Annotated in this window: 25 protein-coding genes; 20 read left to right on the top strand and 5 right to left on the bottom strand. The window is 64.2% G+C overall.

From position 1 onward, the window contains the following. Window positions 1–40: 40 nt before the first annotated feature. Together LY284_RS23040 and LY284_RS23035 are read right to left on the bottom strand one after the other, a co-directional pair. The gene (locus LY284_RS23040; RefSeq protein ID WP_014251470.1) at window positions 41–823 is read right to left on the bottom strand and encodes an ABC transporter substrate-binding protein; all 783 of its coding nucleotides are present in this window, start codon (window positions 821–823) and stop codon (window positions 41–43) included. Window positions 824–845: 22 nt separating this feature from the next. Then, entirely contained in the window at window positions 846–2,000 is a 1,155-nt protein-coding gene (locus tag LY284_RS23035) for a methionine aminotransferase (protein WP_045455269.1), read from the bottom strand. Window positions 2,001–2,151: 151 nt separating this feature from the next. Here LY284_RS23035 and LY284_RS23030 point away from each other — a divergent pair, with 151 nt between their 5' ends. The 5 genes from LY284_RS23030 to LY284_RS23010 all read left to right on the top strand — a co-directional run bounded on the left by LY284_RS23030 (window position 2,152) and on the right by LY284_RS23010 (window position 6,359). After that, entirely contained in the window at window positions 2,152–3,063 is a 912-nt protein-coding gene (locus tag LY284_RS23030) for a LysR substrate-binding domain-containing protein (RefSeq protein ID WP_045455266.1), read from the top strand. Between the two features lie 301 nt (window positions 3,064–3,364). Further along, on the top strand, window positions 3,365–4,801 hold the full coding sequence (locus LY284_RS23025; RefSeq protein ID WP_233388077.1) for a sensor histidine kinase: 1,437 nt from the start codon (window positions 3,365–3,367) through the stop codon (window positions 4,799–4,801). Next, window positions 4,776–5,447 carry a response regulator gene (locus tag LY284_RS23020; protein ID WP_077158970.1) on the top strand — a complete coding sequence of 224 codons (672 nt, stop codon included), beginning with the start codon at window positions 4,776–4,778 and terminating at the stop codon, window positions 5,445–5,447. Before LY284_RS23025 ends, LY284_RS23020 begins: the two co-directional genes overlap by 26 nt. A gap of 167 nt (window positions 5,448–5,614) precedes the next feature. Continuing rightward, window positions 5,615–5,866, top strand: coding sequence for a hypothetical protein (locus LY284_RS23015; RefSeq protein ID WP_041731948.1), 252 nt, complete (start codon window positions 5,615–5,617; stop codon window positions 5,864–5,866). Window positions 5,867–5,900: 34 nt separating this feature from the next. Beyond that, window positions 5,901–6,359 carry a hypothetical protein gene (locus tag LY284_RS23010; protein WP_045455255.1) on the top strand — a complete coding sequence of 153 codons (459 nt, stop codon included), beginning with the start codon at window positions 5,901–5,903 and terminating at the stop codon, window positions 6,357–6,359. A gap of 47 nt (window positions 6,360–6,406) precedes the next feature. Here LY284_RS23010 and LY284_RS23005 read toward each other — a convergent pair whose 3' ends face one another. Beyond that, complete coding sequence (locus tag LY284_RS23005; protein ID WP_014251464.1) at window positions 6,407–7,561, bottom strand: branched-chain amino acid ABC transporter substrate-binding protein; 1,155 nt, start codon at window positions 7,559–7,561, stop codon at window positions 6,407–6,409. A gap of 369 nt (window positions 7,562–7,930) precedes the next feature. On the opposite strand from LY284_RS23005, the gene LY284_RS23000 reads away from it, so the two are divergent. Then, window positions 7,931–8,359, top strand: a complete 429-nt coding sequence (locus LY284_RS23000; RefSeq protein WP_233388076.1) for a MarR family winged helix-turn-helix transcriptional regulator — start codon at window positions 7,931–7,933, stop codon at window positions 8,357–8,359. A gap of 80 nt (window positions 8,360–8,439) precedes the next feature. After that, window positions 8,440–9,147: an SDR family oxidoreductase gene (locus LY284_RS22995; protein WP_233388075.1), complete on the top strand. Its 708-nt coding sequence runs from the start codon at window positions 8,440–8,442 to the stop codon at window positions 9,145–9,147. Window positions 9,148–9,223: 76 nt separating this feature from the next. Here LY284_RS22995 and LY284_RS22990 read toward each other — a convergent pair whose 3' ends face one another. Continuing rightward, window positions 9,224–9,634: a YciI family protein gene (locus LY284_RS22990; protein ID WP_045455244.1), complete on the bottom strand. Its 411-nt coding sequence runs from the start codon at window positions 9,632–9,634 to the stop codon at window positions 9,224–9,226. Window positions 9,635–9,826: 192 nt separating this feature from the next. Between LY284_RS22990 and LY284_RS22985 the strand changes: the two genes are divergently transcribed. From LY284_RS22985 to LY284_RS22960, 6 genes are read left to right on the top strand one after another with little or no spacing between them, the layout of a single operon-like run. Continuing rightward, window positions 9,827–10,846 carry a LacI family DNA-binding transcriptional regulator gene (locus LY284_RS22985; RefSeq protein ID WP_045455242.1) on the top strand — a complete coding sequence of 340 codons (1,020 nt, stop codon included), beginning with the start codon at window positions 9,827–9,829 and terminating at the stop codon, window positions 10,844–10,846. A 2-nt stretch (window positions 10,847–10,848) separates the two neighbouring features. Next, complete coding sequence (locus LY284_RS22980) at window positions 10,849–12,336, top strand: sugar ABC transporter ATP-binding protein (RefSeq protein WP_233388074.1); 1,488 nt, start codon at window positions 10,849–10,851, stop codon at window positions 12,334–12,336. Continuing rightward, window positions 12,317–13,333, top strand: coding sequence for an ABC transporter permease (locus LY284_RS22975; protein ID WP_014251458.1), 1,017 nt, complete (start codon window positions 12,317–12,319; stop codon window positions 13,331–13,333). Before LY284_RS22980 ends, LY284_RS22975 begins: the two co-directional genes overlap by 20 nt. A 34-nt stretch (window positions 13,334–13,367) precedes the next feature. After that, window positions 13,368–14,333, top strand: a complete 966-nt coding sequence (locus LY284_RS22970) for a substrate-binding domain-containing protein (protein WP_233388073.1) — start codon at window positions 13,368–13,370, stop codon at window positions 14,331–14,333. Window positions 14,334–14,380: 47 nt separating this feature from the next. Beyond that, window positions 14,381–15,445: a sugar phosphate isomerase/epimerase gene (locus LY284_RS22965; protein ID WP_233388072.1), complete on the top strand. Its 1,065-nt coding sequence runs from the start codon at window positions 14,381–14,383 to the stop codon at window positions 15,443–15,445. After that, entirely contained in the window at window positions 15,442–16,563 is a 1,122-nt protein-coding gene (locus LY284_RS22960; RefSeq protein WP_233388071.1) for a Gfo/Idh/MocA family protein, read from the top strand. Before LY284_RS22965 ends, LY284_RS22960 begins: the two co-directional genes overlap by 4 nt. Window positions 16,564–16,633: 70 nt before the next feature. On the opposite strand, the gene gndA is transcribed toward LY284_RS22960, so the two are convergent. After that, window positions 16,634–18,040, bottom strand: a complete 1,407-nt coding sequence (gene gndA / locus LY284_RS22955) for an NADP-dependent phosphogluconate dehydrogenase (RefSeq protein ID WP_233388070.1) — start codon at window positions 18,038–18,040, stop codon at window positions 16,634–16,636. Window positions 18,041–18,314: 274 nt separating this feature from the next. Here gndA and LY284_RS22950 point away from each other — a divergent pair, with 274 nt between their 5' ends. The 7 genes from LY284_RS22950 (at window position 18,315) to LY284_RS22920 (ending at window position 23,667) form a co-directional block, all read left to right on the top strand. Further along, window positions 18,315–18,656, top strand: a complete 342-nt coding sequence (locus tag LY284_RS22950) for a hypothetical protein (protein ID WP_233388420.1) — start codon at window positions 18,315–18,317, stop codon at window positions 18,654–18,656. 45 nt (window positions 18,657–18,701) lie between these two features. Next, entirely contained in the window at window positions 18,702–19,628 is a 927-nt protein-coding gene (gene panE, locus LY284_RS22945) for a 2-dehydropantoate 2-reductase (protein ID WP_233388069.1), read from the top strand. 77 nt (window positions 19,629–19,705) lie between these two features. Next, window positions 19,706–20,044 carry a thioredoxin family protein gene (locus tag LY284_RS22940; RefSeq protein ID WP_045455228.1) on the top strand — a complete coding sequence of 113 codons (339 nt, stop codon included), beginning with the start codon at window positions 19,706–19,708 and terminating at the stop codon, window positions 20,042–20,044. Window positions 20,045–20,130: 86 nt separating this feature from the next. Next, window positions 20,131–20,835: a FadR/GntR family transcriptional regulator gene (locus LY284_RS22935; protein WP_045455226.1), complete on the top strand. Its 705-nt coding sequence runs from the start codon at window positions 20,131–20,133 to the stop codon at window positions 20,833–20,835. An 11-nt stretch (window positions 20,836–20,846) separates the two neighbouring features. Next, entirely contained in the window at window positions 20,847–21,743 is an 897-nt protein-coding gene (gene ltnD / locus LY284_RS22930) for an L-threonate dehydrogenase (RefSeq protein ID WP_233388068.1), read from the top strand. Continuing rightward, entirely contained in the window at window positions 21,740–23,026 is a 1,287-nt protein-coding gene (otnK, locus tag LY284_RS22925; RefSeq protein WP_233388067.1) for a 3-oxo-tetronate kinase, read from the top strand. Before ltnD ends, otnK begins: the two co-directional genes overlap by 4 nt. Then, window positions 23,026–23,667 carry an aldolase gene (locus tag LY284_RS22920; RefSeq protein ID WP_233388066.1) on the top strand — a complete coding sequence of 214 codons (642 nt, stop codon included), beginning with the start codon at window positions 23,026–23,028 and terminating at the stop codon, window positions 23,665–23,667. The genes otnK and LY284_RS22920 overlap by 1 nt, the downstream gene beginning before the upstream one ends. The last annotated feature ends 61 nt before the right edge of the window (window positions 23,668–23,728 follow it).

The raw sequence follows: 23,728 nt of genomic DNA, 5'->3' as shown, positions 1-23,728 counted from the left end.
GCGCGCCGGCGTTCGAGCCGCCGCGCGCCCTCGACGCGCCTTACTTCGCCGAAATGTCGATGTTCCCGAGATACTTCTTCGCGTACTTGTCGATGGTCCCGTCCGCCTTGACCTTCTCGATCGCCGCGTTGAGCTTGGCCTTGAGCGCATCGTCGCCCTTGCGCACGCCGTAGGCGATGCCGCTGCCGAGAATCTTGTCGTCCCGCACCGGTGCGCCGACGAACGCGTAGCCTTCGCCGTCCGGCTTCGACAGGAAACCGCTCTGTCCCGCCGGCGCGAGCACGAGCGTGCCGTCGAGTCGGCCGGACTTCAGATCGGCGTAGACCTGGTTCTGGTCCTGATACGGCACGACCTTCACGCCCTCGTTTTCCCAGTGCGCCTTGGCGAACGTCTCCTGAATCGAGCCTTGCAGCACGCCCACGCTCTTGCCCTTGAGCGACGCCGAGGTCGGTTCGAGACCGCTGCCTTTCTTCGCGATCAGTTGCGTCGGCACGCGATACACGACCGTCGTGAAGTCGATCGCCTGGCGGCGCTGCTCGGTCGCGTTCATCGCGGAATTGATCGCGTCGAACTTGCGGCCCTGCAGCGCGGGAATCAGCCCGTCGAACGAGGTTTCGACCCATTTGCACTGCATCTTCGCCGCGACGCACACCGCGTTGCCCACGTCGATATCGAGCCCTTGCAGCTCGCCCGTCGACGATTTCGACTCGAACGGCGGATATTGCGCCTCCAGCCCGAAGCGCAAGGTGTCGGCGGCGAGCGCGGCGCCGCTCGCGAACGTGCACGCGACAAGCAATGCGCCGGCGATGTGGTTCAGTTTCATCGTGTGGTCTCCAGAAAAGTCTTCAGATCGAGCAAAGGCGGCGCGCGCCTTCGATGAGCGTGTCGTCGTCCTTCGCGAAGGAAAGACGGATCAGGCGGTTGTCGGTGCCGTCGGTATAGAACGCCGACAGCGGGATCGTCGCGACGCGCGCCTCGCGGATCAGGCGCAGCACGAAGTCGCTGTCGCTTTCGTCCGAAATCGCGCTGTAACGCGCAAGCATGAAGAAACTGCCCGCGCTCGGCAACAGTTCGAAGCGCGATTCTTTCAGCGACTCGGCGAGCAAATCGCGTTTGTGCTGATAGAACGGCCCGAGATTCAGGTAACTCGATGCGTCCGCGAGCGCTTCGGCGAACGCCATCTGCATGGGCGTGTCGGCGGAAAAGGTCATGAACTGGTGAACCTTGCGGATCTCCGCCGTCAGCGCGGCGGGCGCGAGGCAGTAGCCGACGCGCCAGCCCGTCACGTGATACGACTTGCCGAACGACGACACGATCACGCTGCGCTCCGCCAGTTCGGGATAGCGCGCCATGCCGTGATGCAGCGCGCCGTCGAACACGACGTGCTCGTAGACTTCGTCGGACAGCACGATGATCTTCGTGCCGCGCGTGAGCGCCGTCAGCCGCTGGATGTCGGCGGACGTGAACGCGCTGCCCGTCGGATTGTGCGGCGTGTTGACGAGGATCATGCGCGTTCGCGGCGTGATCGAGGCGGCGACTTCGTCCCAGTCGATGCGGAAATCCTCGGGCGACAGCTTGATCGCGACGGGCGTCGCGCCCTGCAACTGGACGATGGGCGCGTAGCTGTCGAACGACGGCTCGAAGTAGATGACTTCGTCGCCGGGATGCACGAGCGCGCTGATCGTTGCGTACAAGCCTTCGCTCGCGCTCGCCACCACCGTGACTTCCGTGCCCGGATCGTAGGTCGCGCCGTACAGCGTCTGCGTCTTGACGGCGATCGCCTCGCGCAGCGCGAGCACGCCTGACATCGGCGAGTACTGGTTATGTCCTGCCCGCATGGCTCGCTCGACGCCTTCGATGAGCTTCGGGTCGCAGGCGAAGTTCGGCGCACCCTGCGACAGATTGAGCGCATGATGCTCGTCGGCCAACTGGCCGATGACTGTGAAAATGGTCGTGCCGACGTTCGGCAGCTTCGACTCGGGAATGCAGGCGCTTTGCACGGCGGGGTCTCCGGAATGGCAGTTCGGCGATTGAAAGATGAACCGCCGCCGACGATTCAACCGCAGCCATAAAGTGCGGACAATCGAAACTTTGTCATACTAGCCATGCTTTCAGATCATGGCTATAGCCGCAAACCCGGTCAAAAACCCGATGAAACCACTGCCTTCCCTCGATGTCCTGAAAACGTTCCTGGTCGTGGCGCAGAAACTGAATTTCACGCGCGCCGCCGACGCCCTGAATATCACACAGGGCGCGGTCAGCCGCCAGATCGCGGGGCTGGAGGCGCATCTTGGCTACGCGCTGTTCACGCGGCAGGCGCGCGGGCTCGCGCTCACGCATCAAGGCGCGCTGCTCGTCGCGCCGCTGCAGCAGGCGTTCGCGCAGATCGGCGATGCGCTCGCGAAAGGCGGCGCGCAATCCGGCATTTTGCGCGTGAAGTGCCCGACCTGCGCGATGCGCTGGGTGCTCCCGCGCGTCATCCGGCTGCAGAACGAGCGGCCGGACCTGGTGGTGGAAGTCACCGCATCGGTGTCGCACGGCGTCGAGTTCGGCGCGGAGCAGTTCGACGCGGCCATCGTGTTCGGCGCGGCGCCGTCGCTGAAGGGCGTGACGGCGCATCATCTGTTCGACGAAGTGCTGACGCCGGTCTGTGCGCCGGAATTGTGGAAGCCGGGAAAAAGCGTCACGCCGACCCCCGACGACCTCGCGGGCCAAACCCTGCTGCATCCCACGCGCGACCGCCGCGACTGGCTGCTGTGGCTCGGCGCGTACGGCTACGCGGGTCTGCCGTCAGCGAAAGCGCAACATTTTGACACACTCGATCTGGCGATTTCCTCGGCGATGCAAGGCCTCGGCGTGACGATCGGCGATGTCTCGTTGATCGAAGACGACCTGCGTGCGAAGCGCGTGATCGCGCCGTTTCCGCTGCGCGTCGCAAGCGGGGCCGCCTACTACCTCGTTTATCCGGAGCGGCCCGCGCCGTCGCAGGCGTTGCAAAATTTTGTGCATTGGCTTGACGGCGAGGCGCGAATTACGCGACAAACCATCTGTGCGCATCACTGACAATCGTCAACTCAGATGCGATACGACCGCCGCGCTTTTTTGACCATCATCATGGTATTTCCCCACGCCTAAGTGAATGCGCGAAAGCGGCGCGAAGGATTTGATCACATAAAATCCGCGCTATCAGAAGCTGCATCGCGCAGCTCATCAACCGACGGAGATGCCTGAGTGCGACTCGGATCCTTCGCCACGCGCGCAATCGTCACGGCTGGATATGCACGGATATGAGATAGAGACACCTGACAATCGCCGTCACGCCCCGGAAGATGCCTCCCCGCAGTCCGCGCCCGCCAACGGCCCGATGAAACCGGCACTCGCCCGCGATGCCGCCGCCGTGCAACCCGGCCTGCGCACGCGGCTCATGCTGTGGCTGCTCGTGCCGCTTGCGTTGTTCGTGACGATGGCGGTCATCACCGGCTACGACAATGCGCGACGTACCGCGGATCGTTTGCAGGACAAACTGTTGCTGTCCTCCGCGCGGATGATCGCGGGAGAGGTGGACTGGAGCGATGGCGCGCCCGTCGCCGACGTTCCGCCCGCCGCGCTGGAAATTTTCGAATCGCCTTATCGCGACAGCGTGTTCTATAAGGTCGAAGCGGGGAACGGACGTTTGCTCGGCGGGCGGCCCGATCTGCCCGCGCCGCCAACGGAAGCCGACGGGCCCGTGTTCTATCACGCCAGTCTCGCCGACATGCCCGTGCGCGCGGTCGCTTACCGGCGCCTCCTCTACGACGCGGGAAGGAGCGTTCCGGTGACGGTGATCGTCGCCAAGACGGAAGGGTCGCGCTGCGCAATGCTCGACGAGCTCTGGCGTCCTCAACTGGTCGTCGGCTCGCTCATGTTGCTGCTGGTCGCCGTGCTGGTGCCATTGGGCCTGAGATTCGAGCTCGAACCGCTGATGAAGTTGAAGGACGAGGTCGCCGGGCGCGAGCCGATGCAGCTCGAACCGATGTGCGCGCAAGGCTTGCCGCGCGAGTTGCAGCCGATCGTCGATGCGATCAACCAGTGCATCGCGCAACTCAAGCTGCACAGCGAGGCGCAGCGGCAGTTCATTGCGGACGCCGCGCATCAGTTGCGTACGCCGCTCGCGCTGCTCGACGCGCAACTTCAGTATGCGCGCCGCGTCGACGAAAACGCCGCCGCCCGGGACGCCGCGCTTTTCGGTGCCTGCCGCAGCACGCGCAAGCTGACCGAGATGACCAATCAGTTGTTGATGATGGCGCAGGCGGAGTCGACGCCGCAGCCGGCGCTTACCGAAATGGACCTCGGCGCGGTGCTGGCGTCGGCGCTCGAAGAGAGGCTCGCGGCGGCGCAGCAGCGCAACATCGATCTCGGTGCGGAGATCGGCGACGGACTGTGGGTGAAAGGCAATGCGGAGCTATTGATGGCGCTTGTGAGCAACCTCATCGACAACGCAATTCGTTATACGCAGACAGGAGGACGGGTGACAGTAGTCGCGAAACGCGAAGCAGACCGAATCGTGTCACGGGTGATGGACAACGGGCCGGGCATTCCAGACGATATCCGCGAACGCGTCTTCGAGCGCTTCGTGCGCGGTTTTGCATCGACGGAGGGTACGGGCCTCGGCTTGCCGATCGCGAGGGAAATCGCGCGCCGGCATGGCGGTGACGTGCGCCTGGCCACGGGCGTCGATGGTCAGGGAGTGACCGCCACGGTCATATTGCCCGCGTCGCGCGGACAGGGGGCCGGCGATGAAGCTGCTGCTGATCGACGATAACGCCGAACTGTCGGAGTGGCTCGTCAGACTGCTGAAGACTGAAGGCTTCGTGATCGACTACGTTCCAGACGCGGAACGGGCCGAGGTGATGCTCAATCAGCAGGGCTACGACGTCGTGCTGCTCGATATCCGCTTGCCATCGATGAGCGGCAAGGATCTGCTCGTGCGGCTTCGGCGCCGTGGCAAGGACATGCCGGTGCTGATGCTGACCGCGCACGGTTCCGTCGATGACAAGGTGGACTGTTTCAACGCAGGCGCCGACGACTACGTGGTCAAGCCCGTCGACGCGCGCGAACTGGTCGCGCGCATCAAGGCACTGGTGCGGCGTCAGACCGGTCAGCGCGAACTCGAACTGGCGTGCGGCGATCTTCACTACCGGTTCGACACGCGCGAATTCTTCCTGCACGGCGACATGCTTTCGTTGCGGCGGCGCGAGCACGCCATTCTGGAAGCGCTCATGTTGCGTCAGGGCAAGACGGTGTCGAAGGCGATGCTCGCGGACAGCATATCGAGCCTCGACGACGCGCCGAGCGACGATGCCATCGATATCTATCTTCATCGCTTGCGCAAGCACCTGTCATCCTCGCGCGCGCAGATCATGACCCTGCGCGGCCTGGGCTACGTGTTGCGCACGCGTGTGGAATGAGGGCCGCCGCCGTATCGGTAGAAGTACTGAGTCACACGATTGTTCCGTGATAGCGCGATGAAGGGTTCGATTCGATAGCATGGGTTTGTCGGCGTTCATTCGGATGGCTAAACGCCTACGTTTCGACAAAAGAAATTCACGCGGCAATCGATTCGACGGAGGGGGATATGCGCGCGGAGCACACGGCAATCTATATCGGGGACTGGGCCACGTATGTCTTCATCGCCGTACTGGCGAGCGCGGCTTTCGCAATGTTCTGCAGCATGATTTCGATGTACATGGACCTTTGGCGCTTCGACGAAAAGGGCGAGCTCTTGCCGCCGCAATCGATGTTTCCGTTTCTCAGATCGACCTGGTTCATCCATCTGAATACGTGGCTCGCGTTGACGTCCGCGCTCGCGCTCGTCGTTTTGCTCTGAATCAGTGAAGCGCTGATCTCACTCCGGAAAAGAAATGCCGCATTCCAGAAAGAAGAAGTGTGCGAAGAGTAGCCGACCGCGCGCTGCGAGAGCCTACTGGCTGCCGATGCCGCAAAGCGACGCCGATACCATCATCCTTCAATGCCGTCTCGCGCTGGAGGTCATCCGCAAGGGCGATGCAAGCCAGACGGATGCGCAGTGCATCGCGCATGCCGTTCTGCTCACGCGGCTACTGTCGGAAACGGGCTACGGAAGGCTCGACCCGGATATCATCCTGGAGGCCGAGGAAGACATGCTGTCGATGCTGGAGGGCGGCGCGCAAACCGGTCAGTGGCGCATTCCGGAGGCGAGTCTGCCGGCGCTGACCGCCATCGTCAACGAGCATGACAGGCAATTGCGCGAGGTGCGTCTCGCCGATGTGATCGCGTGCAACGAGCGCCTCGAAAAATTCATCGCGGAAGCCCTGCGGGCGCAGCAACCGAATGCGGCTTGAATTGGATAAAAAGGCGCGCCGCCGCGGCGCGCCGTGCACGTCGAGCTTTACATGCCGTGCTTGGTCACGACCGATTCCCACTGCCCGTTCTTCACCTGATACAGCGTCGACGATGCATTCTTCAGCGCGCCGTTGCTGTCGAACGCGATCGGCCCGGTGATACCGTCGAACTTGTTCGACTTCAGCACCGCCCGGTACACCTTCGGATCGGTGGAATTGGCCTTCTGCATCGCGTTGATGGCGGCCCACGCGGCGTCGTAGCCGAACGGCGCGTACGAGAGAATCGCCACGCCGAAGCGCTTCTGGAACTTGTCGCTGAACGCTTTGCCGTCGGGCAGCTTGTCGAGCGGGCTGCCGTATTCCCATGCCTGCGCGCCTTCGGCGGCGTCGCCGGCGAGCTTGAGGAAATCGGCGTCCATCACGCCGCCGCCGCCGACGAACTGCGCGTTCATGCCAAGCTGCTTCATTCGCTTGACGACCGCGGCCGCCTGGCGATCGAGGCCGCCGAAGAAGATCAGATCCGCATTCGCCGCCTTGATGCGCGTGAGCTGCGCGCTGAAATCGACGGTCTGGTTGTCGCTGTATTCGCGCGTCACGATCGTGCCGCCTTTGGCTTTCACCGCCTTTTCGAATTCGTCCGCTTCGCCCTGCCCGAAGGCCGTGCGGTCGTCGATGATCGCAATGCGCTTCGCCTTCGTCGTCGTCACCGCATAGACGCCCGCGTTGCCGGCGTTTTGCGCATCGCTCGAAATCACCGTGAAGACGTTTTCCAGGCCGCGCGTGGTGATGGTCGGATTGGTCGCGGCGGGATCGATCATCGGGATGCCGGCGGTGTTGTAGATCGGCGAGGCGGGCAGCGTCGTGCCCGAGTTGAAGTGGCCGACGACGACCGCCACGCCGTCGTCGACGAGCTTCTGCGCCGCCTGCACGCCGATGCGCGGATCGGCCTGATCGTCTTGCGCGTAGATCTCGAACTTGGCGGTCTTGCCGCCGATCGCGATCTTTTTCGCGTTGGCTTCGTCGAGCGCGAGTTGCACGCCGTTCTGAAGATCCTTGCCATAGCCCGCATTCGCGCCGGTGAGCGGCGCCGCGAAACCGACTTTCACCGCGAGATCGTCGGCGCTCGCCGATAGCGGCATCGCGCCGAGCGACGCCGTGGCGCATGCCACGAGCCACGCCAGAGGTTTGGTACGAACGCGCATGGTTTGCTCTCCTTTTTTGGTTTGCAATCGATTGAAACCCGACCGCTTCCGTGCCGGCAAGACGGGCTTGCCCTCAAACGTCCGACGATGCATGGGGCGAGAACAGCCGCTTCGCGCTCAAGCCCGGCACGGGCAGCGGACATGCGCAATGTAGGGAGCCAATTTCGGCGCGTCTTGGTGTTAAGTCGCGCGCGCGATGCGGATTTCGGCATAGCCCGGGCGCGCCGCTATCGCAAGCGGGGCGCGGCTTCGCGCGTTTGGCCGCCCGCCCGCCCGCGACGATTCCCGACAATGCCCGCCGCGCGCCTATCGGCCCGATTGAAATTTCCCCGATTGACAAAGTGCATATGCACAAATATCCTTCAGGGCATGAACTCCAACTCATCTCCTCTCGACTGCAACTGTTTCGCGATCCGTCAGGCTGCGCGTTACGTGTCGCAAATGTACGAGCGGCATCTGACGGCGGTCGGCATCACGGCGGCGCAGTTCACGATCATCGCGGCGATCGGGCGCAAGCCCGGCGTGCAGATGGCCGAATTGTCCGACGCCATGGTGATGGACCGCACGACGCTCGTGCGGGCGCTCAAGCCTTTGCAGCGCGACGGCCTTGTCGAAGCGGCGCAGGAATCGGCCGCTTCGCGTGCCGTCGGGCTGCGCCTCACGTCGGCGGGCAAGGACACGCTCGCGAAGGCGTCGGCGCAATGGCGCGCGGCGCAGGCGGAATTCGACGCGAAGTTCGGCGAGAAACGCGCGAAGGCATTGCGCAAATCGCTCTTCGAACTGACGGCGATGGAGTGAGCGGATCACAGCGGGCCCGCATCGCGTGGGCCTTTTATTCGGCCATTATAGTGTATATGCACAGTTAACCGGAGCAGGTCATGCAGATCAAAGGAAAAGTGGTACTCGTCACCGGCGCGAATCGCGGTCTTGGCAAGCAGTTTGCGCAATCGCTGCTGAAAGCGGGCGCGGCGAAGGTTTATGCGGCAGCGCGCGACCCGAAGAGCGTCGATATTCCCGGCGTCGAAGCCATCCGCCTCGATGTGACCAACGCCGCGGATATCGCAGAAGCCGCGGCCACGTATGGCGACGTTAACGTGATCGTCAACAACGCGGGCGTGACGACGCGCGGCCTGCTTGTCGATCCGGCATCGACGCAGGGCATTCGCGATCTGCTCGAAATCAACACGTTCGGCCCGATCGCGCTGACTCAGGCGTTTGCGCCCGTCTTGAAGAAGAACGGCGGCGGCGCGGTCATCAATATCCTGTCGGTGCTGAGCTGGGCGTCGTTGCCCGCGGGCGGCGCGTATCACATCTCGAAGGCGGCGGCGTGGGCGGCCACCAATGCGCTGCGCGAAGAACTGCGCGAGCAGGGCACGCTGGTGGTGTCGGCGCATCCGGGCTACATCGATACGGACATGGTGAAGCAAGTCACCGCGCCGAAGTCGTCGCCGGAGCATGTCGTGAACGAAGTGCTCGCGGCGGTGGAGCGGAATCAGGAAGAAGTGACCGTCGATGAAACCGGGCGCGCGGTGAAAGCATCGCTGTCGACCGATACGCCGATTTATCTGACGGGTATTCCGCGCTGAGCGATGGGGCGGGTGATGGGTGGCGCGTAGGCGCCACAGCGATTTGCATATCGTTCGGTATCCTGCGACGGACGCGTCACCCCTTCTTCTGCATCTCCTCAAACCCCGCCGCGGCCTGCTGCACGTCCGGCGGGAAGTCGTCCATCTCCATCACCTGGCGCACTTCGATCATCTCGTTGTCCGAGGCCGGGCAACGCTTCGCCCACTCGATCGCTTCTTCGCGCGACTTCACCTGCAGCATCCAGTAACCGCCGAGCACTTCCTTCGCCTCGGCGAACGGCCCGTCCGTGACGCGCGGCTTGCCGCCCGCAAACGTGACGCGCGCGCCCATCGACGGCGGATGCAGCCCGTCGAGCGCAAGCAGCACGCCCGCCTTTTGCAGTTCCTCGTTGTATTTCATCATCGCGGCGACGGCGTCCGCGGACGGCATCGTGCCGGGCTGTGCGCTTTCGTAGCCGCGCGGAATCATCAGCATCATGAATCGCATGTGGATTGCTCCTTGAAGTTCGTGTATTTTTCGAGCGTCATCGGCACGCTCACCACCACGACGAGCAACATGACACGAGATCGACATGCACATGCTTAGGCGTTTTTCCCTAGTCGAATACTGTTGCCTTCCCGCTCGTCCGATCAAATAATGTAATCCATTACATCTCGATCGCCGCAAGCGACTTCACCGATGTCAGACCCGGTTCGTCCCCGCGAGGAAGTATCGATTGCCGACGTCGCCGAACGCGCGGGCGTGTCCGTCGCCACGGTGTCGCGCGTGCTCAACGGGCATACGAACGTTCGCGAGGCAACCCGCGAAAAAGTGCTTCAGGCGGTCGCGGCGAGCGGCTATCGCATCAACGAGCTCGCGCGCAATCTGCGCACGGCGGAAAGCCGCCTGCTCCTCACGATGGTCCCCGATTTCGGCAATCCGTTCTATGCGGCGATCGTGCGCGGCATCGACAGCGTCGCGCGCCAGAACGGCTATTTCATGCTGTTGTGCGATACCGGCGCGGACCCGCTGCGCGAGCGAAGCTACTTCGATCTGCTGCGCGGACGCCGTGCCGATGGCGCTATCTGTCTCGATCCCGCCGCCGTGCAAAAAGCGCTCGCCGAAGAAGCCTCGACACTGCCATGGGTCGCATGCTGCGAGTTCGACCCATCGGCGGGCGTGCCGTATGTCGGCATCGACAATCATCTCGCGGCGGGCGATGTCGTGCGCTATCTCATCGGCAAGGGACATCGGCGCATCGCGCTCATCAACTCGGGGCAGGGTTATCTGTACGGACGCCAGCGGCTCGCGGGCTATCGCGACGCGCTTAACGACGCGGGCATCGAGCCGCATCCCGCGTGGCTGATCGAACTCGACAGCCTCGACTACGACGCGGGCGAACGCGCCGCCGCGCAACTCGCCGCACTCGGGGATGAGCGGCCGACCGCCGCGTTCGCCGTGTCCGATACGCTCGCCATCGGCGTGATGAACGGCTTTCGCGGCGCGGGCTATGCCGTGCCCGACGATGTCGCCGTCGTGGGGTTCGACGATATCGCCGTGGCCGCGCATGTCGACCCGCCGCTCACGACCGTCTCGCAGCCCATGCAACTGCTCGGCGAAACGGCGGCCGAGCTGCTGCTCAAGCGCCTGCGCGACCCGCGCGCGGACGTGCCGGGCGTGCTGCTGCCGCATCGCCTGATCCAGAGAAGGAGCGCGTGACGATGAGCCTCGCCGTGCGCTTCGAGGGAATCGAAAAACAGTTCGGGCCGGTGCGCGTGCTGCACGGCGTCACCTTCGATCTCGCGCCGGGGCGCATCGTCGGATTGCTCGGCGAAAACGGCGCGGGCAAATCGACGTTGATGAAGATCCTCGCGGGCTACGAGCGCGCCAACGCGGGCGCGTTCTATATCGACGGACGGGAAGCGGACTTCACGAGCTCGCGCGACGCGGAGCGTGCGGGCATCGTGCTGATCCACCAGGAACTGAATCTCGCGGATCACCTGAGCATCACGCAGAACATGTTTCTCGGGCACGAGCTGAAAAAAGGCTTCTTTCTCGATGAAACCGCGATGCGCGACGACGCCCGCGCGGCGTTGAACGACGTCGGCCTGCACAAGAATCCGGACACGCGCGTGCGCGATCTGATCGTCGCGGAGAAGCAACTGGTCGAGATCGCGAAGGCGATGCTGCGCAAGTCCCGTCTGCTCATCATGGACGAGCCGACCGCGACGCTCACGCCGTCCGAGACGCAGCGTCTTTTCGCGCTGATGGCGCGCCTTCAAGAGGCGGGCACGACCATCGTCTATATCTCGCACAAGCTCGACGAAGTGGAGCGCGTGACCGACGAAGTCATCGTGATGCGCGATGGCCGCTTTGTCGCGCGCGCGCCGACGGACGAGCTCACGCGTCAGCAGATGGCGAATCTGATGGTCGGCCGCGAAGTCTCCGACATGTTTCCGCCCAAGCCTTCCTTGACGGACGACGCGCCGGTTGCGTTCAAGGTCGAGGGCGCGTCGGTGCCGGGCTGGGCGCACGACGTGAGCTTTTCGGTGCACGCGGGCGAAGTGTTCGGCTTCGCGGGGCTCGTCGGCGCGGGACGCACGGAGTTGTTCGAAGCGCTCGTCGGGTTGCGTGCATTGAGCGCGGGGCGCGTCGTCATCGATACGAAAACGCTCAGGCTGAACAGCCCGCGCGATGCGATGCGCCACGGCCTCACGTACCTGAGCGAAGACCGCAAGGGACGCGGTCTGCATGTGGACATGGCGCTCAAAGACAACCTCACGATGATGACGCTGGAACGCTACGCGCGTCCGCTCGTCGATACGCGCGCGGAACGCGATGCGCTCAAGCAGGCGGTAAAGGACTTCGGCATTCGCACGGGCAATGTGTCGATCCGCGCGCGCATGCTCTCGGGCGGCAATCAGCAGAAGCTCGCGCTCGCGAAGTTCCTGCATCCCGACCCGCGCGTGATCGTGCTCGACGAACCCACGCGCGGTGTCGATGTCGGCGCGAAACGCGATATCTATTTTCTGATTCATCGCCTGGCCGCGGAAGGCCGCGCGGTGATCGTGATTTCTTCCGAGCTGATCGAACTGATCGGCTTGTGTCATCGCGTCGCGGTGATGCGGGCGGGCGAGCTCGTCACGACGCTCGGCATGGATCATTTGACCGAAGAGAGGTTGATCGCGCATGCGACCGGCACACACTGAAGACACCGAAAGCGAGAGCCGCCTCTCCACTGTCGCGCGCTTTCTGTTCGGCGTCGGACCGCTGATCGGGCTGATCGCGCTGTGCATCGGCGGCACCTTGCTCAACAGCGACTTCGCCACCGTCGACAACGCGATGAACGTGCTCACGCGCACGTCGTTCATCGGCATCATCGCGGTGGGCATGACGTTCGTGATCATCTCCGGCGGCATCGACTTGTCGGTCGGCTCGATGGCCGCGTTGATCGCGGGCAGCATGATCTACACGATGAATGCGCTCTTGCAGGGCTTTCACGGCCATGCGGTGCCGCCGCTTCTGATCATCGCGCTCGGCATCGTGCTCGCGCTCGTGCTCGGCGCGCTGTTCGGCTTCGCGCATGGCGTGCTCGTGACGAAAGGGCGCATCGAGCCGTTCATCGTCACGCTGGGCACGCTCGGCATCTTTCGCGCGCTGCTCACATGGCTCGCCGATGGCGGCGCGCTCACGCTCGACAACTCGCTCGTCGATCTGTACGGCCCGGTGTATTACGCGAGCCTGCTCCACATACCGGTGCCGATCTGGGTGTTCGCGATCGTCGCGGCGGGCGGCGCGCTCGTGTTGAATCGCACGGTGTATGGGCGGCACGTGCAGGCGATCGGATCGAACGAGCAGGTCGCGCGCTATGCCGCGATTCGCGTGGATCGCGTGAAGATCGTCACGTATGTATTGCTCGGCATGTGCGTCGCGGTGGCGACCATTCTGTACGTGCCGCGCCTGGGCTCGGCCACGCCGACGACCGGCCTCTTGTGGGAGCTCGAAGCGATCGCGTCCGTGGTGGTGGGCGGGACGGCGCTCAAGGGCGGCGAAGGGCGCGTGATCGGCACGGTCATCGGCGCGATTCTGCTTTCGGTCATCAACAACATTCTGAATCTCACGAGCATCATCAGCGTGTATCTGAACGCGGCGGTGCAGGGCGCCGTGATCATCCTCGTAGCATTCTTGCAGCGCGGTCGTCGATAGACTGGAATTCAACGAAGACAATGGAGACAAGGTCATGAAGAAAATGCTTCGCGCGCTCGGCGCGCTCACGCTCGCGGCGAGTGCGTTCGCCGTTGCATCGTCGTCCGCGTCCGCCGCCGACAAGGTCGTGCTCGGCGTCGCCATTCCGACCGCGGATCACGGCTTCACGGGCGGCATCGTGTGGTGGGCGAACGAGGCAAAGAAAGAGCTGGAGAAGGCGAATCCCGATCTGAAAGTGATCGTGAAAACGGCGGGCACCGCGCCGGAGCAGGCGAATCAGCTGCAGGATCTCGTGACCGTCAACAAGATCAATGCGCTCGTGATTTTCCCGCAGGAATCGGCCTCGCTCACGCAACCGGTCGCGCAGGTTCACAAGAAAGGCGTGTATGTGACGGTGGTCGATCGCGGCCTCACCGACACCAGCGCGCAGGATGCCTACGTCGCCGGCGACAACACCGCGTTCGGCAAGATTCCCGCCGAGTATCTCGCGAAGCAGTTGAACGGCAAGGGCGATATCGTCGCGCTGCGCGGCATTCCGACGACGCTCGACAACGAACGCTGGACCGCCTTCGAAAGCGTGTTGAAGCAGTATCCCGACATCAAGATTCTCGATGCGAAGTACGCGAACTGGAATCGCGACGACGCCTTCAAGGTGATGCAGGATTATCTGACGCGCTTCAAGCATATCGACGCCGTCTGGGCCGCCGACGACGACATGATGGTCGGCGTGCTCAAGGCGATCGATCAGGCGAAGCGCACCGACATCAAGATCGTGTTCGGCGGCGCGGGATCGAAGGAAGCGGTCAAGCGTATCATCGACGGCGATGCGCGCGTGAAGGCCGATGTATCGTATTCGCCGAAGTTCATCTACGACGCGATCAAGCTGACCGCCGAGGCGCGGCTCAAGGGCGAGAAGCTGCCCGCAACGACGATCATCCCGTCGGTGCTCATCACGAAGGACAACGCCAAGCAGTTCTATTTCCCGAACTCGCCGTTCTAAGCGCATGGCCGGTCACGCGCTGACCGGCGCCATTACAGAGGCTAAAGATGAAGACCATCAAGGGCCCCGCGATATTCCTCGCGCAATTCATGGGCGATCAGCCGCCGTTCGATACGCTTGCCAACCTGTCGAAGTGGGCGGCCTCGCTCGGCTATAAAGGCATACAGGTTCCCGCCGATCCGCGTCTGATCGATCTGGAGAAGGCCGCATCGAGCGACGCGTATTGCGATGACATCCGCCGCACTGCCGACGATGCGGGCGTCGAGTTAACCGAACTGTCGACGCATCTGCAAGGCCAGTTGATCGCGGTGCATCCGGCCTACGACACGCTCTTCGATGGCTTCGCCGCGCCGCACGTGCGCGGCAATCCCGCGGCGCGCACCGAATGGGCCATATCGCAACTGAAGCTCGCGGCGGCGGCGTCGAAACGCCTGGGTTTGAGCGCGCACGTGACGTTTTCGGGCGCGCTCGCGTGGCCGTATATCTATCCGTGGCCGCAGCGGCCGGCGGGTCTCGTCGAAGCGGCATTCGACGAACTCGCGCAGCGCTGGCGGCCGATTCTCGATGAGTTCGATCGCGCGGGCATCGACGTATGTTACGAACTGCACCCCGGCGAAGACCTGCATGACGGCGTGACCTTCGAGCGCTTTCTCGCGGCGGTGGACGATCATCCGCGCGCGAACATCCTGTTCGATCCGAGCCATTTCGTGTTGCAGCAACTCGATTACCTCGCGTTCATCGATATCTATCACGCGCGCATCAAGGCGTTTCATGTGAAGGACGCGGAGTTCCGGCCGAATGGCCGGCAAGGCGTGTACGGCGGCTATTCGGGCTGGGCCGATCGCGCGGGGCGTTTCCGTTCTCTGGGCGATGGCCAGATCGACTTCAAGGCGATCTTCTCGAAGATGGCGCAATACGATTTTCCCGGTTGGGCCGTGCTCGAATGGGAATGCGCGTTGAAGCATCCCGAAGACGGCGCGCGCGAGGGCGCGACGTTCATACGCGACCACATCATCCGCGTGGCCGAGCGCGCCTTCGATGACTTCGCCGGCAGCGGCGCGAGCCGCGAGCACATGCGCGGCGTACTGGGTATCGGCGGAGACGGGCGATGAATCGCGTGCGACTGGGGATGGTCGGCGGTGGCGAGGGCGCGTTCATCGGCGCGGTGCATCGCATCGCGGCGCGGCTCGACGATCGTTACGAACTCGTGGCGGGGGCGTTGTCGTCGGATGCGCGGCGGGCGGCGTCGAGCGCGGCGGCTATCGGGCTTGCGCGCAGCTACGACGATTATCGCGAGATGGCGCGCATCGAAGCGGGGCGCTCCGATGGCATCGAGGCCGTCGCGATCGTCACGCCGAATCATCTGCACGCGCCGATCGCGACGGCGTTTCTCGAAGCCGGCATCCATGTGATTTGCGACAAGCCGCTCGCGGTATCGCTGGCCGAAGGCGAGGCGCTCGCGAAACTCGCGCGCGAGAAGGATCGCGTGTTCGCGGTGACGTACACCTACACAGGCTATCCGCTCGTGCGGCATGCGCGCGGAATGGTGCGGCGCGGCCTGCTTGGCGAGATACGCGTCGTGCAGGTCGAGTATGCGCAGGACTGGCTTTCCTTGCCGGTCGAGACGCAATCGAATCGTCAGGCCGTCTGGCGCACGGACCCCGCGCTTGCGGGGCCGGCGGGTTGTCTCGGCGATATCGGCACGCATGCGTATCAGCTTGCGGAATACGTGACGGGAATGCGGCCGGCGGAGTTATCGGCGGACGTGACGACGTTCGTGCCGAACCGGCGCGTGGACGATCACGTTCAGGCGATGTTCCGTTACGCCGGTGGCGCGCGCGGCATGTTGTGGGCGAGCCAGGTCGCGGCGGGCGAGGAGAATGCGCTGCGCTTGCGTGTGTATGGCACGAAGGCGGGCATCGCGTTCGATCAGCAGAAGCCCAACGAATTGTGGTTCACTCCGATTGGCGGCGCGTCGGAGCGCTTCACGCGCGGGCGCGTGCAGAGTCCGGAAGCGCTGCACGCAACGCGCGTGCCGGCGGGGCATCCGGAAGGCTATCTGGAAGCGTTCGCGCAGGTTTATACGGATGCGGCGGCGTGCATCGCGAGTGGCACGACGCAAGGGGACGACTGGCTTACCACAGTCGAGGATGGGGTCGCGGGGTTGAGGTTCGTGGAGGCGGTGTTGAGGAGTAGTTTGGGGAATGGGGAGTGGGTGGCGGTCGCGTAAGCGAGAAGTTCACGACCGATAAAAAAGGGGCGGCCCGCATGCCGCCCCGTTTTCATCGACTCAGAGGTGATCACCCCCAGTTCGCGTGAAAACTCCCTTCCTTATCCGTCCGCTCGAACGTATGAGCGCCGAAGAAATCCCGCTGCGCCTGCACGAGATTCGCGGGCAGGCGTTCCGACCGGTACGCATCGAAATACGCGATCGCCGACGAGAACGCCGGCACCGGAATGCCCGCCTTTACCGCCGCAACCACAACATTGCGCAATGCGTCCTGATACTTCGCCGCGATATCGCTGAAATACGGATCGAGCAGCAGATTCGCGAGTTGCGCGTCCTTCGCATAAGCGTCCGTGATCTTCTGCAGGAAGCGCGCGCGGATAATACAGCCCGCCCGGAAGATCTTCGCGATTTCGCCGTAATGCAGATCCCACTTGTATTCTTCCGACGCCGCGCGCAACTGCGCGAAGCCCTGCGCATACGACACGATCTTCGACAGATACAACGCGCGCCGCACCGATTCGACGAAGGCCGCGCGGTCGCCGTCGAACTTCGGCGCCGGTCCGCTCAACACTTTGCTCGCCGCCACGCGCTGCGTCTTCAGCGACGACAGCACGCGCGCGAACACGGCTTCGGTAATCAGCGGCAGCGGCGCGCCGAGATCCAGCGCGTTCTGGCTCGTCCACTTGCCCGTGCCCTTTTGCGCGGCGCGATCGAGAATGACATCGACGAGATCCTTGCCCGTCTCTTCATCCTTCTTCGAAAAGATCTTCGACGTGATCTCGATCAGATAGCTATCGAGCTCGCCCTGATTCCACTCGACATACACCTTGCCGAGTTCTTCGTTCGACAAGCCCGCGACGCGCTTGAGCACGTCATAGCTCTCGGCGATCAACTGCATGTCGCCGTACTCGATGCCGTTGTGCACCATCTTCACGAAGTGGCCCGCGCCGTCCGGACCCATGTACGCGACGCACGGTTCGCCGTCCGGCGCCTTCGCGGCGATCTCGGTGAGAATCGGCGCGACGAGTTCGTACGCTTCCTTCTGTCCGCCCGGCATGATCGACGGGCCCTTCAGCGCGCCTTCCTCGCCGCCCGAGACGCCCGTGCCGATGAAATGCAGCCCCGACTTCGCGAGATCCTGATTGCGGCGGATGGTGTCGGTGAAGTGCGTGTTGCCGCCGTCGATGAGAATGTCGCCCTTTTCCAGCAGCGGGCGCAGTTGCGCGATGGTCTCGTCGGTGCCTGCGCCGGCCTTCACCATCATCAGAATGCGGCGCGGCTTTTCCAGCGAGTCCACGAACTCTTCGAGCGTGTACGTGGGCACGAGCTTCTTGTCGGCATGTTCGGCAATCAGTTCGTCGGTTTTGGCCCGGCTGCGGTTGTAGACCGAAACGGCGTGACCGCGGCTCTCGATGTTCAAGGCCAGATTGCGGCCCATGACGGCGAGGCCCACCACGCCGATAGCTTGTTTGCTCATTGCTTGATCTCCGAATGACCGAAGCGAACGCGGCTCGTGGCGCGCGGCTTCGGGATGAAAACGTGTCGATGGGAGCGGCGCCCGCGCGTGCGGCCGTCTCCGGATCAGAGCGGTGATCCGGGCGCCGAGGCGAATTTCGCGCGAGCGCAGACCGCCCGAATTTACCACTTTGAGCCGCAATCGGCAGACCGCGCGCCGTCCGGACGAGCGCTTTGCGCGATGCCGCCTTAGAATGAACGCCCGCAACGAGCACGCCGCGAAGGCCAGCCAAGACATGCCGCATTCCCGGCGCGCGCGCAGTCATCACTACTCCGTCTATGTGGTCGAATTGTCCGGCGCGGTCTGGAACGAAGCACGTTTTCGCCGGGCGAATCCGGACTACACGGCCGGCATGCCCTTCGTGTACGTCGGCATGACGGGCATCGATCCGGACGTGCGTTTCGACAAACACAAGGCGGGCATTCAATCGAATCGCTTCGTGCGTGAATTCGGGCTGCGGCTCTTGCCGCATCTGTATGAGATGTACAACCCGATGCCCTACGACGGCGCGAGGGACATGGAAGTGGAACTGGCCATCGGCTTGCGGGAAACGGGCTATGGCGTATGGCAGGCGTGAAGCCGTGCATCTGACACACGAGACAAGGGACACAAGGAGCGAGACATGCGGATTCTGGTAGTGGGGGCGGGGGCCATCGGCGGATATTTCGGCGCGCGGCTGCTCGATGCGGGCCGTGACGTGACCTTCCTCGTGCGCGAACGGCGCGCGGAACGGCTGCGCCAGTGCGGGCTGAAAGTGAAGACGCCCGACGGCGATCTCGAATTCGCCTGTCCGCCGATGGTGCTCGCGAAAGACATCGAGCGTCCTTACGATCTCGTGCTGCTGAGCTGCAAGGCCTACGACCTGCAAGGCGCGATCGATTCCTTCGCGCCGGCTGTCGGCGAAGACACGCTGATTCTGCCGCTCCTGAACGGCATGGCGCATCTCGATGCGCTCGATGCGCGTTTCAACCCGGCGAACGTGCTCGGCGGCCAGTGCTCGATTGCCGCGACGCTCAACCCGGAGGGTGAGATCGTGCAGATGAGCAGCCTGCATTCGCTCGTGTTCGGCGAGCGCGCGGGCGGCCGCACGCCTCGCATCGACGCCGTCGCCGGCCAGCTAGACGGCGCGGGCTTCGATCTGACCGTCAGCGAGAACGTGCTGCAGTCGATGTGGGACAAATGGGTGTTCCTCGCGACGCTCGCCACCGGCACCTGCCTGATGCGTGCGCCGATCGGCGACATTCTCGCCGCGCCCGGCGGCGAGGACGTGCTGCGTCGGCTCTTCACCGAGTGCCAGGGCATTGCCGCGGACAACGATCATCCGCCCGCGGAAGCCGCACTTGAACGCGCGCGTGCTTTCTTCACGGATCGAAGCTCGACGATGACCGCATCGATGCTGCGCGATCTGGAAAACGGCGCGGCGATCGAGGCCGATCACATCGTCGGCGATCTGATTGCGCGCCGCCGGACGAAACCGGAAGGCGCGTCGATGCTGGAAGTGGCGTACGCGCACCTGAAGGCGTATGAGGCGCGGCGGACGCGCGCCTGACGCAATGCGTCCCGCCCACGCCGCCAAGCAAGGTTTCTGCTGATTTCACCGCAACGCAAGGAGCTGGGAAGAACGCCATGAGCATGAATATCGAATACGCGAAGACCGCGCCCGCGCGCGCGGAAGTCGATGCGCTGAGCGGCCCGACCGTCGTCGAGTTCGGCACCGACTGGTGCGGCTTCTGCCGCGCCGCGCAGCCGCTGATCGCGCAGGCGTTTCAGGATCATGGCGCGGTGAAGCACATGAAGATCGAGGATGGCCCCGGCCGCCCGCTCGGCCGCTCGTTTCGCGTGAAGCTCTGGCCGACGCTCGTCTTCATGCTCGGCGGCAAGGAAGTCGCGCGCCTCGTGCGTCCCGGCGACGCCTCGGAAATCCGCGACGCGCTCGCGCTCATCGACGAACCGCTCGCGCAGTAACGCGGGACCAAGGGAAATCCCTTGGTCGAAATCTATCGCGAAAATTTGTATGATGACCCGATGACCATACAGCCTCTCCGAGTCACATGTTCGAGAAGATTCCGCCGCGCGCCTTGAGCGACACTGTCGCGCAGCAATTGCAGAAGCTGATCGAGAAGGGCAGTTTCGCCGCGACCGGCAAGCTGCCGACCGAAGCCGTGCTCGCGCAGGAATACGGCGTGAGCCGCACGGTCATTCGCGAAGCCATTTCGCGGCTGAAGAACGAAGGCATGGTCGAGCCGCGGCAGGGCAGCGGCGTGTTCATCGTCGAGCGGGCGGGCATCCGGCCGTTGCGCATCGATTATGCGCAGGCGGCCGAGCCGGGCGCCGTCGTGCAGATTCTCGCGCTGCGCCGCGCGATCGAGGCCGAAGTCGCGTCCGAAGCCGCGCTGCGCCGCACCGACGATCATCTGGCCGCCATCGAAAGCGCGCTCGGCCGCATCGACGAAGCGGTGCGCGCGGGCAAGGACGGCGTCGCGGAAGACGTGGCGTTTCATCGCGAAATCGCCAACGCGACGGGCAATCCGTACTTCCTGAAAACCCTCACCTTTCTGAACCAGTATCTCGAAGCCGGCACCCTCGTCACGCGCGGCAACGAGGCGCTGCGCGAGGATTTCATGCGCCAGGTGCGCGACGAACACGCGGCGATCGTCGAGGCGATCCGCGCGCGCGACCCCGCCGCCGCGCGCACCGCCGCGCAGACGCATCTCATCAACGCCGCGCGCCGTCTGACGGAAGCGGGCATCTGCTAAGGACTTGGGTTATGACTAGAAACGTCGGCGTGATCGGCTTGGGCGCGATGGGCATGGGTGTCGCGCGTTCGTTGCTGCGTGCGGGTTTCGCCGTGCATGCGTGCGACGTGCGCCAGCCCGTGCTGGACGCGTTCGCGGCCGAAGGCGGCATCGCGTGCGCGACGCCCGCCGAGTTGGGCGGCAAGTGCGATGTCGTGCTGACGGTCGTCGTCAATGCCGCGCAGACAGAAGCGGTGCTGTTCGGCGAGAACGGCGCCGTCGAAGGGATGAAGCGCGGCAGCGTCGTGCTCGCGTGCGCGACGGTGTCGCCGCAGTTCGCCGCCGACCTGGGCGCGCGCATCGCCGAAAAGGGCGTGCTGATGCTCGACGCGCCCTTGTCCGGCGGCGCGGCAAAGGCCAATTCCGGCGAAATGACGATGATGACCTCCGGTCCCGCCGACGCCTACGCCGCGTGCGGGGACGTGCTGGACGCGGTCGCGGGCAAGGTGTATCGGCTGGGCGATGCGCATGGCGCGGGCTCGAAGGTCAAGATCATCAACCAACTGCTCGCGGGCGTGCATATCGCGGCGGCCGCCGAGGCGATGGCGCTGGGCCTGCGCGAAGGCGTCGATCCCGACGCGCTCTACGATGTCATCACGCATAGCGCGGGCAATTCGTGGATGTTCGAGAACCGCGTGCCGCACATTCTGTCGGGCGATTACACGCCTTTGTCCGCCGTCGATATTTTCGTGAAGGATCTGGGCCTCGTGCTCGATACGGCGCGCACGTCGAAATTCCCGCTGCCGCTGTCGGCGGCGGCGCATCAGATGTTCATGATGGCCTCCACCGCCGGGCACGGCGGCGAGGACGATTCCGCGGTCATCAAGATTTTTCCGGGCATCGAAGTCCCGAAGGGAGCGAAGGCATGACGCACGCGGCGCAGGCACTGCTCGGCTGTATCGCCGACGATTTCACCGGCGCGACCGATCTCGCCAACATGCTCGTGCGCGGCGGCATGCGCACGGTGCAGACCATCGGCGTTCCGGCCGCGGGTACGCAGATCGAAGCGGACGCGCTCGTCGTCGCGCTGAAGTCGCGCACCATTCCCGCCGACGACGCCGTGCGCCAGTCGCTCGACGCGCTTCGATGGCTGCGCGCGCAAGGCTGCCGCCAGTTCATCTTCAAGTATTGCTCGACCTTCGATTCGACCGACCAGGGCAACATCGGACCGGTCGCCGACGCAATGCTCGACGAGATCGGCGACGACTTCACCATCGCGTGCCCCGCGTTTCCGGAGAACGGCCGCACGATCTTTCGCGGCAATCTATTCGTCGGCGACGTGCTGCTGAACGAATCGGGCATGGAGCATCATCCGCTCACGCCGATGACCGATCCGAACCTCGTGCGCGTCTTGCAGCGGCAGACGAAATCAAAGGTCGGCCTGATCCGCTACGACACGATCGCGAAGGGTGCGGAAGCGATCCGCGCGCGCATCGGCGAATTGAAGAAGGATGGCGTGCGTCTGGCCATTGCGGACGCCGTTTCCGATGCGGACCTGCATGTGCTCGGCGACGCTTGCCGCGACCTGAAGCTGATCACGGGCGGCTCGGGCATCGCGCTGGGACTGCCGAAGAACTTCCGCACGGCGAACCTGCTCGCGCACGCGGAACACGCCGCGGATCTGCCGAAGCTCGAAGGCAAGTCGGTGGTGCTGGCGGGCAGCGCATCGAAGGCGACGAACGCGCAGGTGGCGCACTGGCGCGCATCGAAGCCGAGCTTGCGCATTGACCCGATGGCTTTGTCGCGCGGCGAGCCGGTGGTCGACGAGGCCGTCGCCTTTGCGCGCGACCACTTCGCGAAGAACGAGACCGTGCTGATTTACGCGACGTCATCGCCGGACGAGGTGAAGGCGGTGCAAAAGGAACTGGGCGTCGAGAAGGCGGGGCATCTGGTCGAAGACGCGCTGGCGTCGATTGCGCGCCGATTGCGCGACGAGGGCTGCACGAAGTTCGTCGTCGCGGGCGGCGAGACGTCGGGCGCGGTCGTTCAGGCGCTGGATGTGCGCAGCCTGCGGATCGGGCCGCAGATCGATCCGGGCGTTCCGGCGACGCAGGCCATCGGCGAAAGCGCGAAAGACCGGCTCGGCCTGGCGCTGAAATCCGGCAATTTCGGCGCGACCGATTTCTTCGAGAAGGCGTTGAAGGCACTGTGATGGCATCGAACGAGAACCGCATCCGCGAAGAGATTTGCGTCACGGGCAGGAGCCTGTACGAGCGCCGCTACACGGTCGGCAGCGCGGGCAACATCAGCGCACGGCTGGATGACGGCTGGCTGATCACGCCGACGGACGCGTGCCTTGGCCGGCTCGACCCGAACGACATCGCGAAGGTGGACCGGCAGGGCAATCATGTGTCGGGCGGCAGGCCGTCGAAGACGCTGGCGCTGCATCGCCGCATCTACGAAAACAATGCCGATGCAAATGGCGTCGTGCACACCCATTCGACGCACCTGGTCGCGCTGACGCTGGCGGGCGTCTGGAAGACGGAAGACGTCTTGCCGCCGATCACCCCGTACTACGTGATGAAAGTGGGCCATGTGCCGCTGATCGCGTATCGCCGGCCGGGCGACGAGGCGGTGGCGGAGGAAGTGGCGGCGCTGGCGTCGAAGGTGCGCGCGGTGCTGCTGGAGCGTCTGGGACCGGTGGTATGGGAAAAGACGGTATCGCACGCGAGTTACGCGCTGGAAGAGCTGGAGGAAACGGCGCAGCTTTATCTTTCGACGATGCCGCGCCCCGACCCGTTACCGGAAGAAGCGATAGAGGACTTACGAAAGACGTTCGGCGCGCGCTGGTAGCAACCGAAGAATGCCCAACGGCAGCGCGCAGCGCAGTGCCGGAGCGTGCAAGGGCTGCACC

Origin of the sequence: Caballeronia sp. PC1 (assembly GCF_021353155.1) — a bacterium.
Lineage (GTDB): Bacteria > Pseudomonadota > Gammaproteobacteria > Burkholderiales > Burkholderiaceae > Caballeronia > Caballeronia cordobensis.
This window is presented reverse-complemented; position numbering and strand designations above follow the sequence as displayed.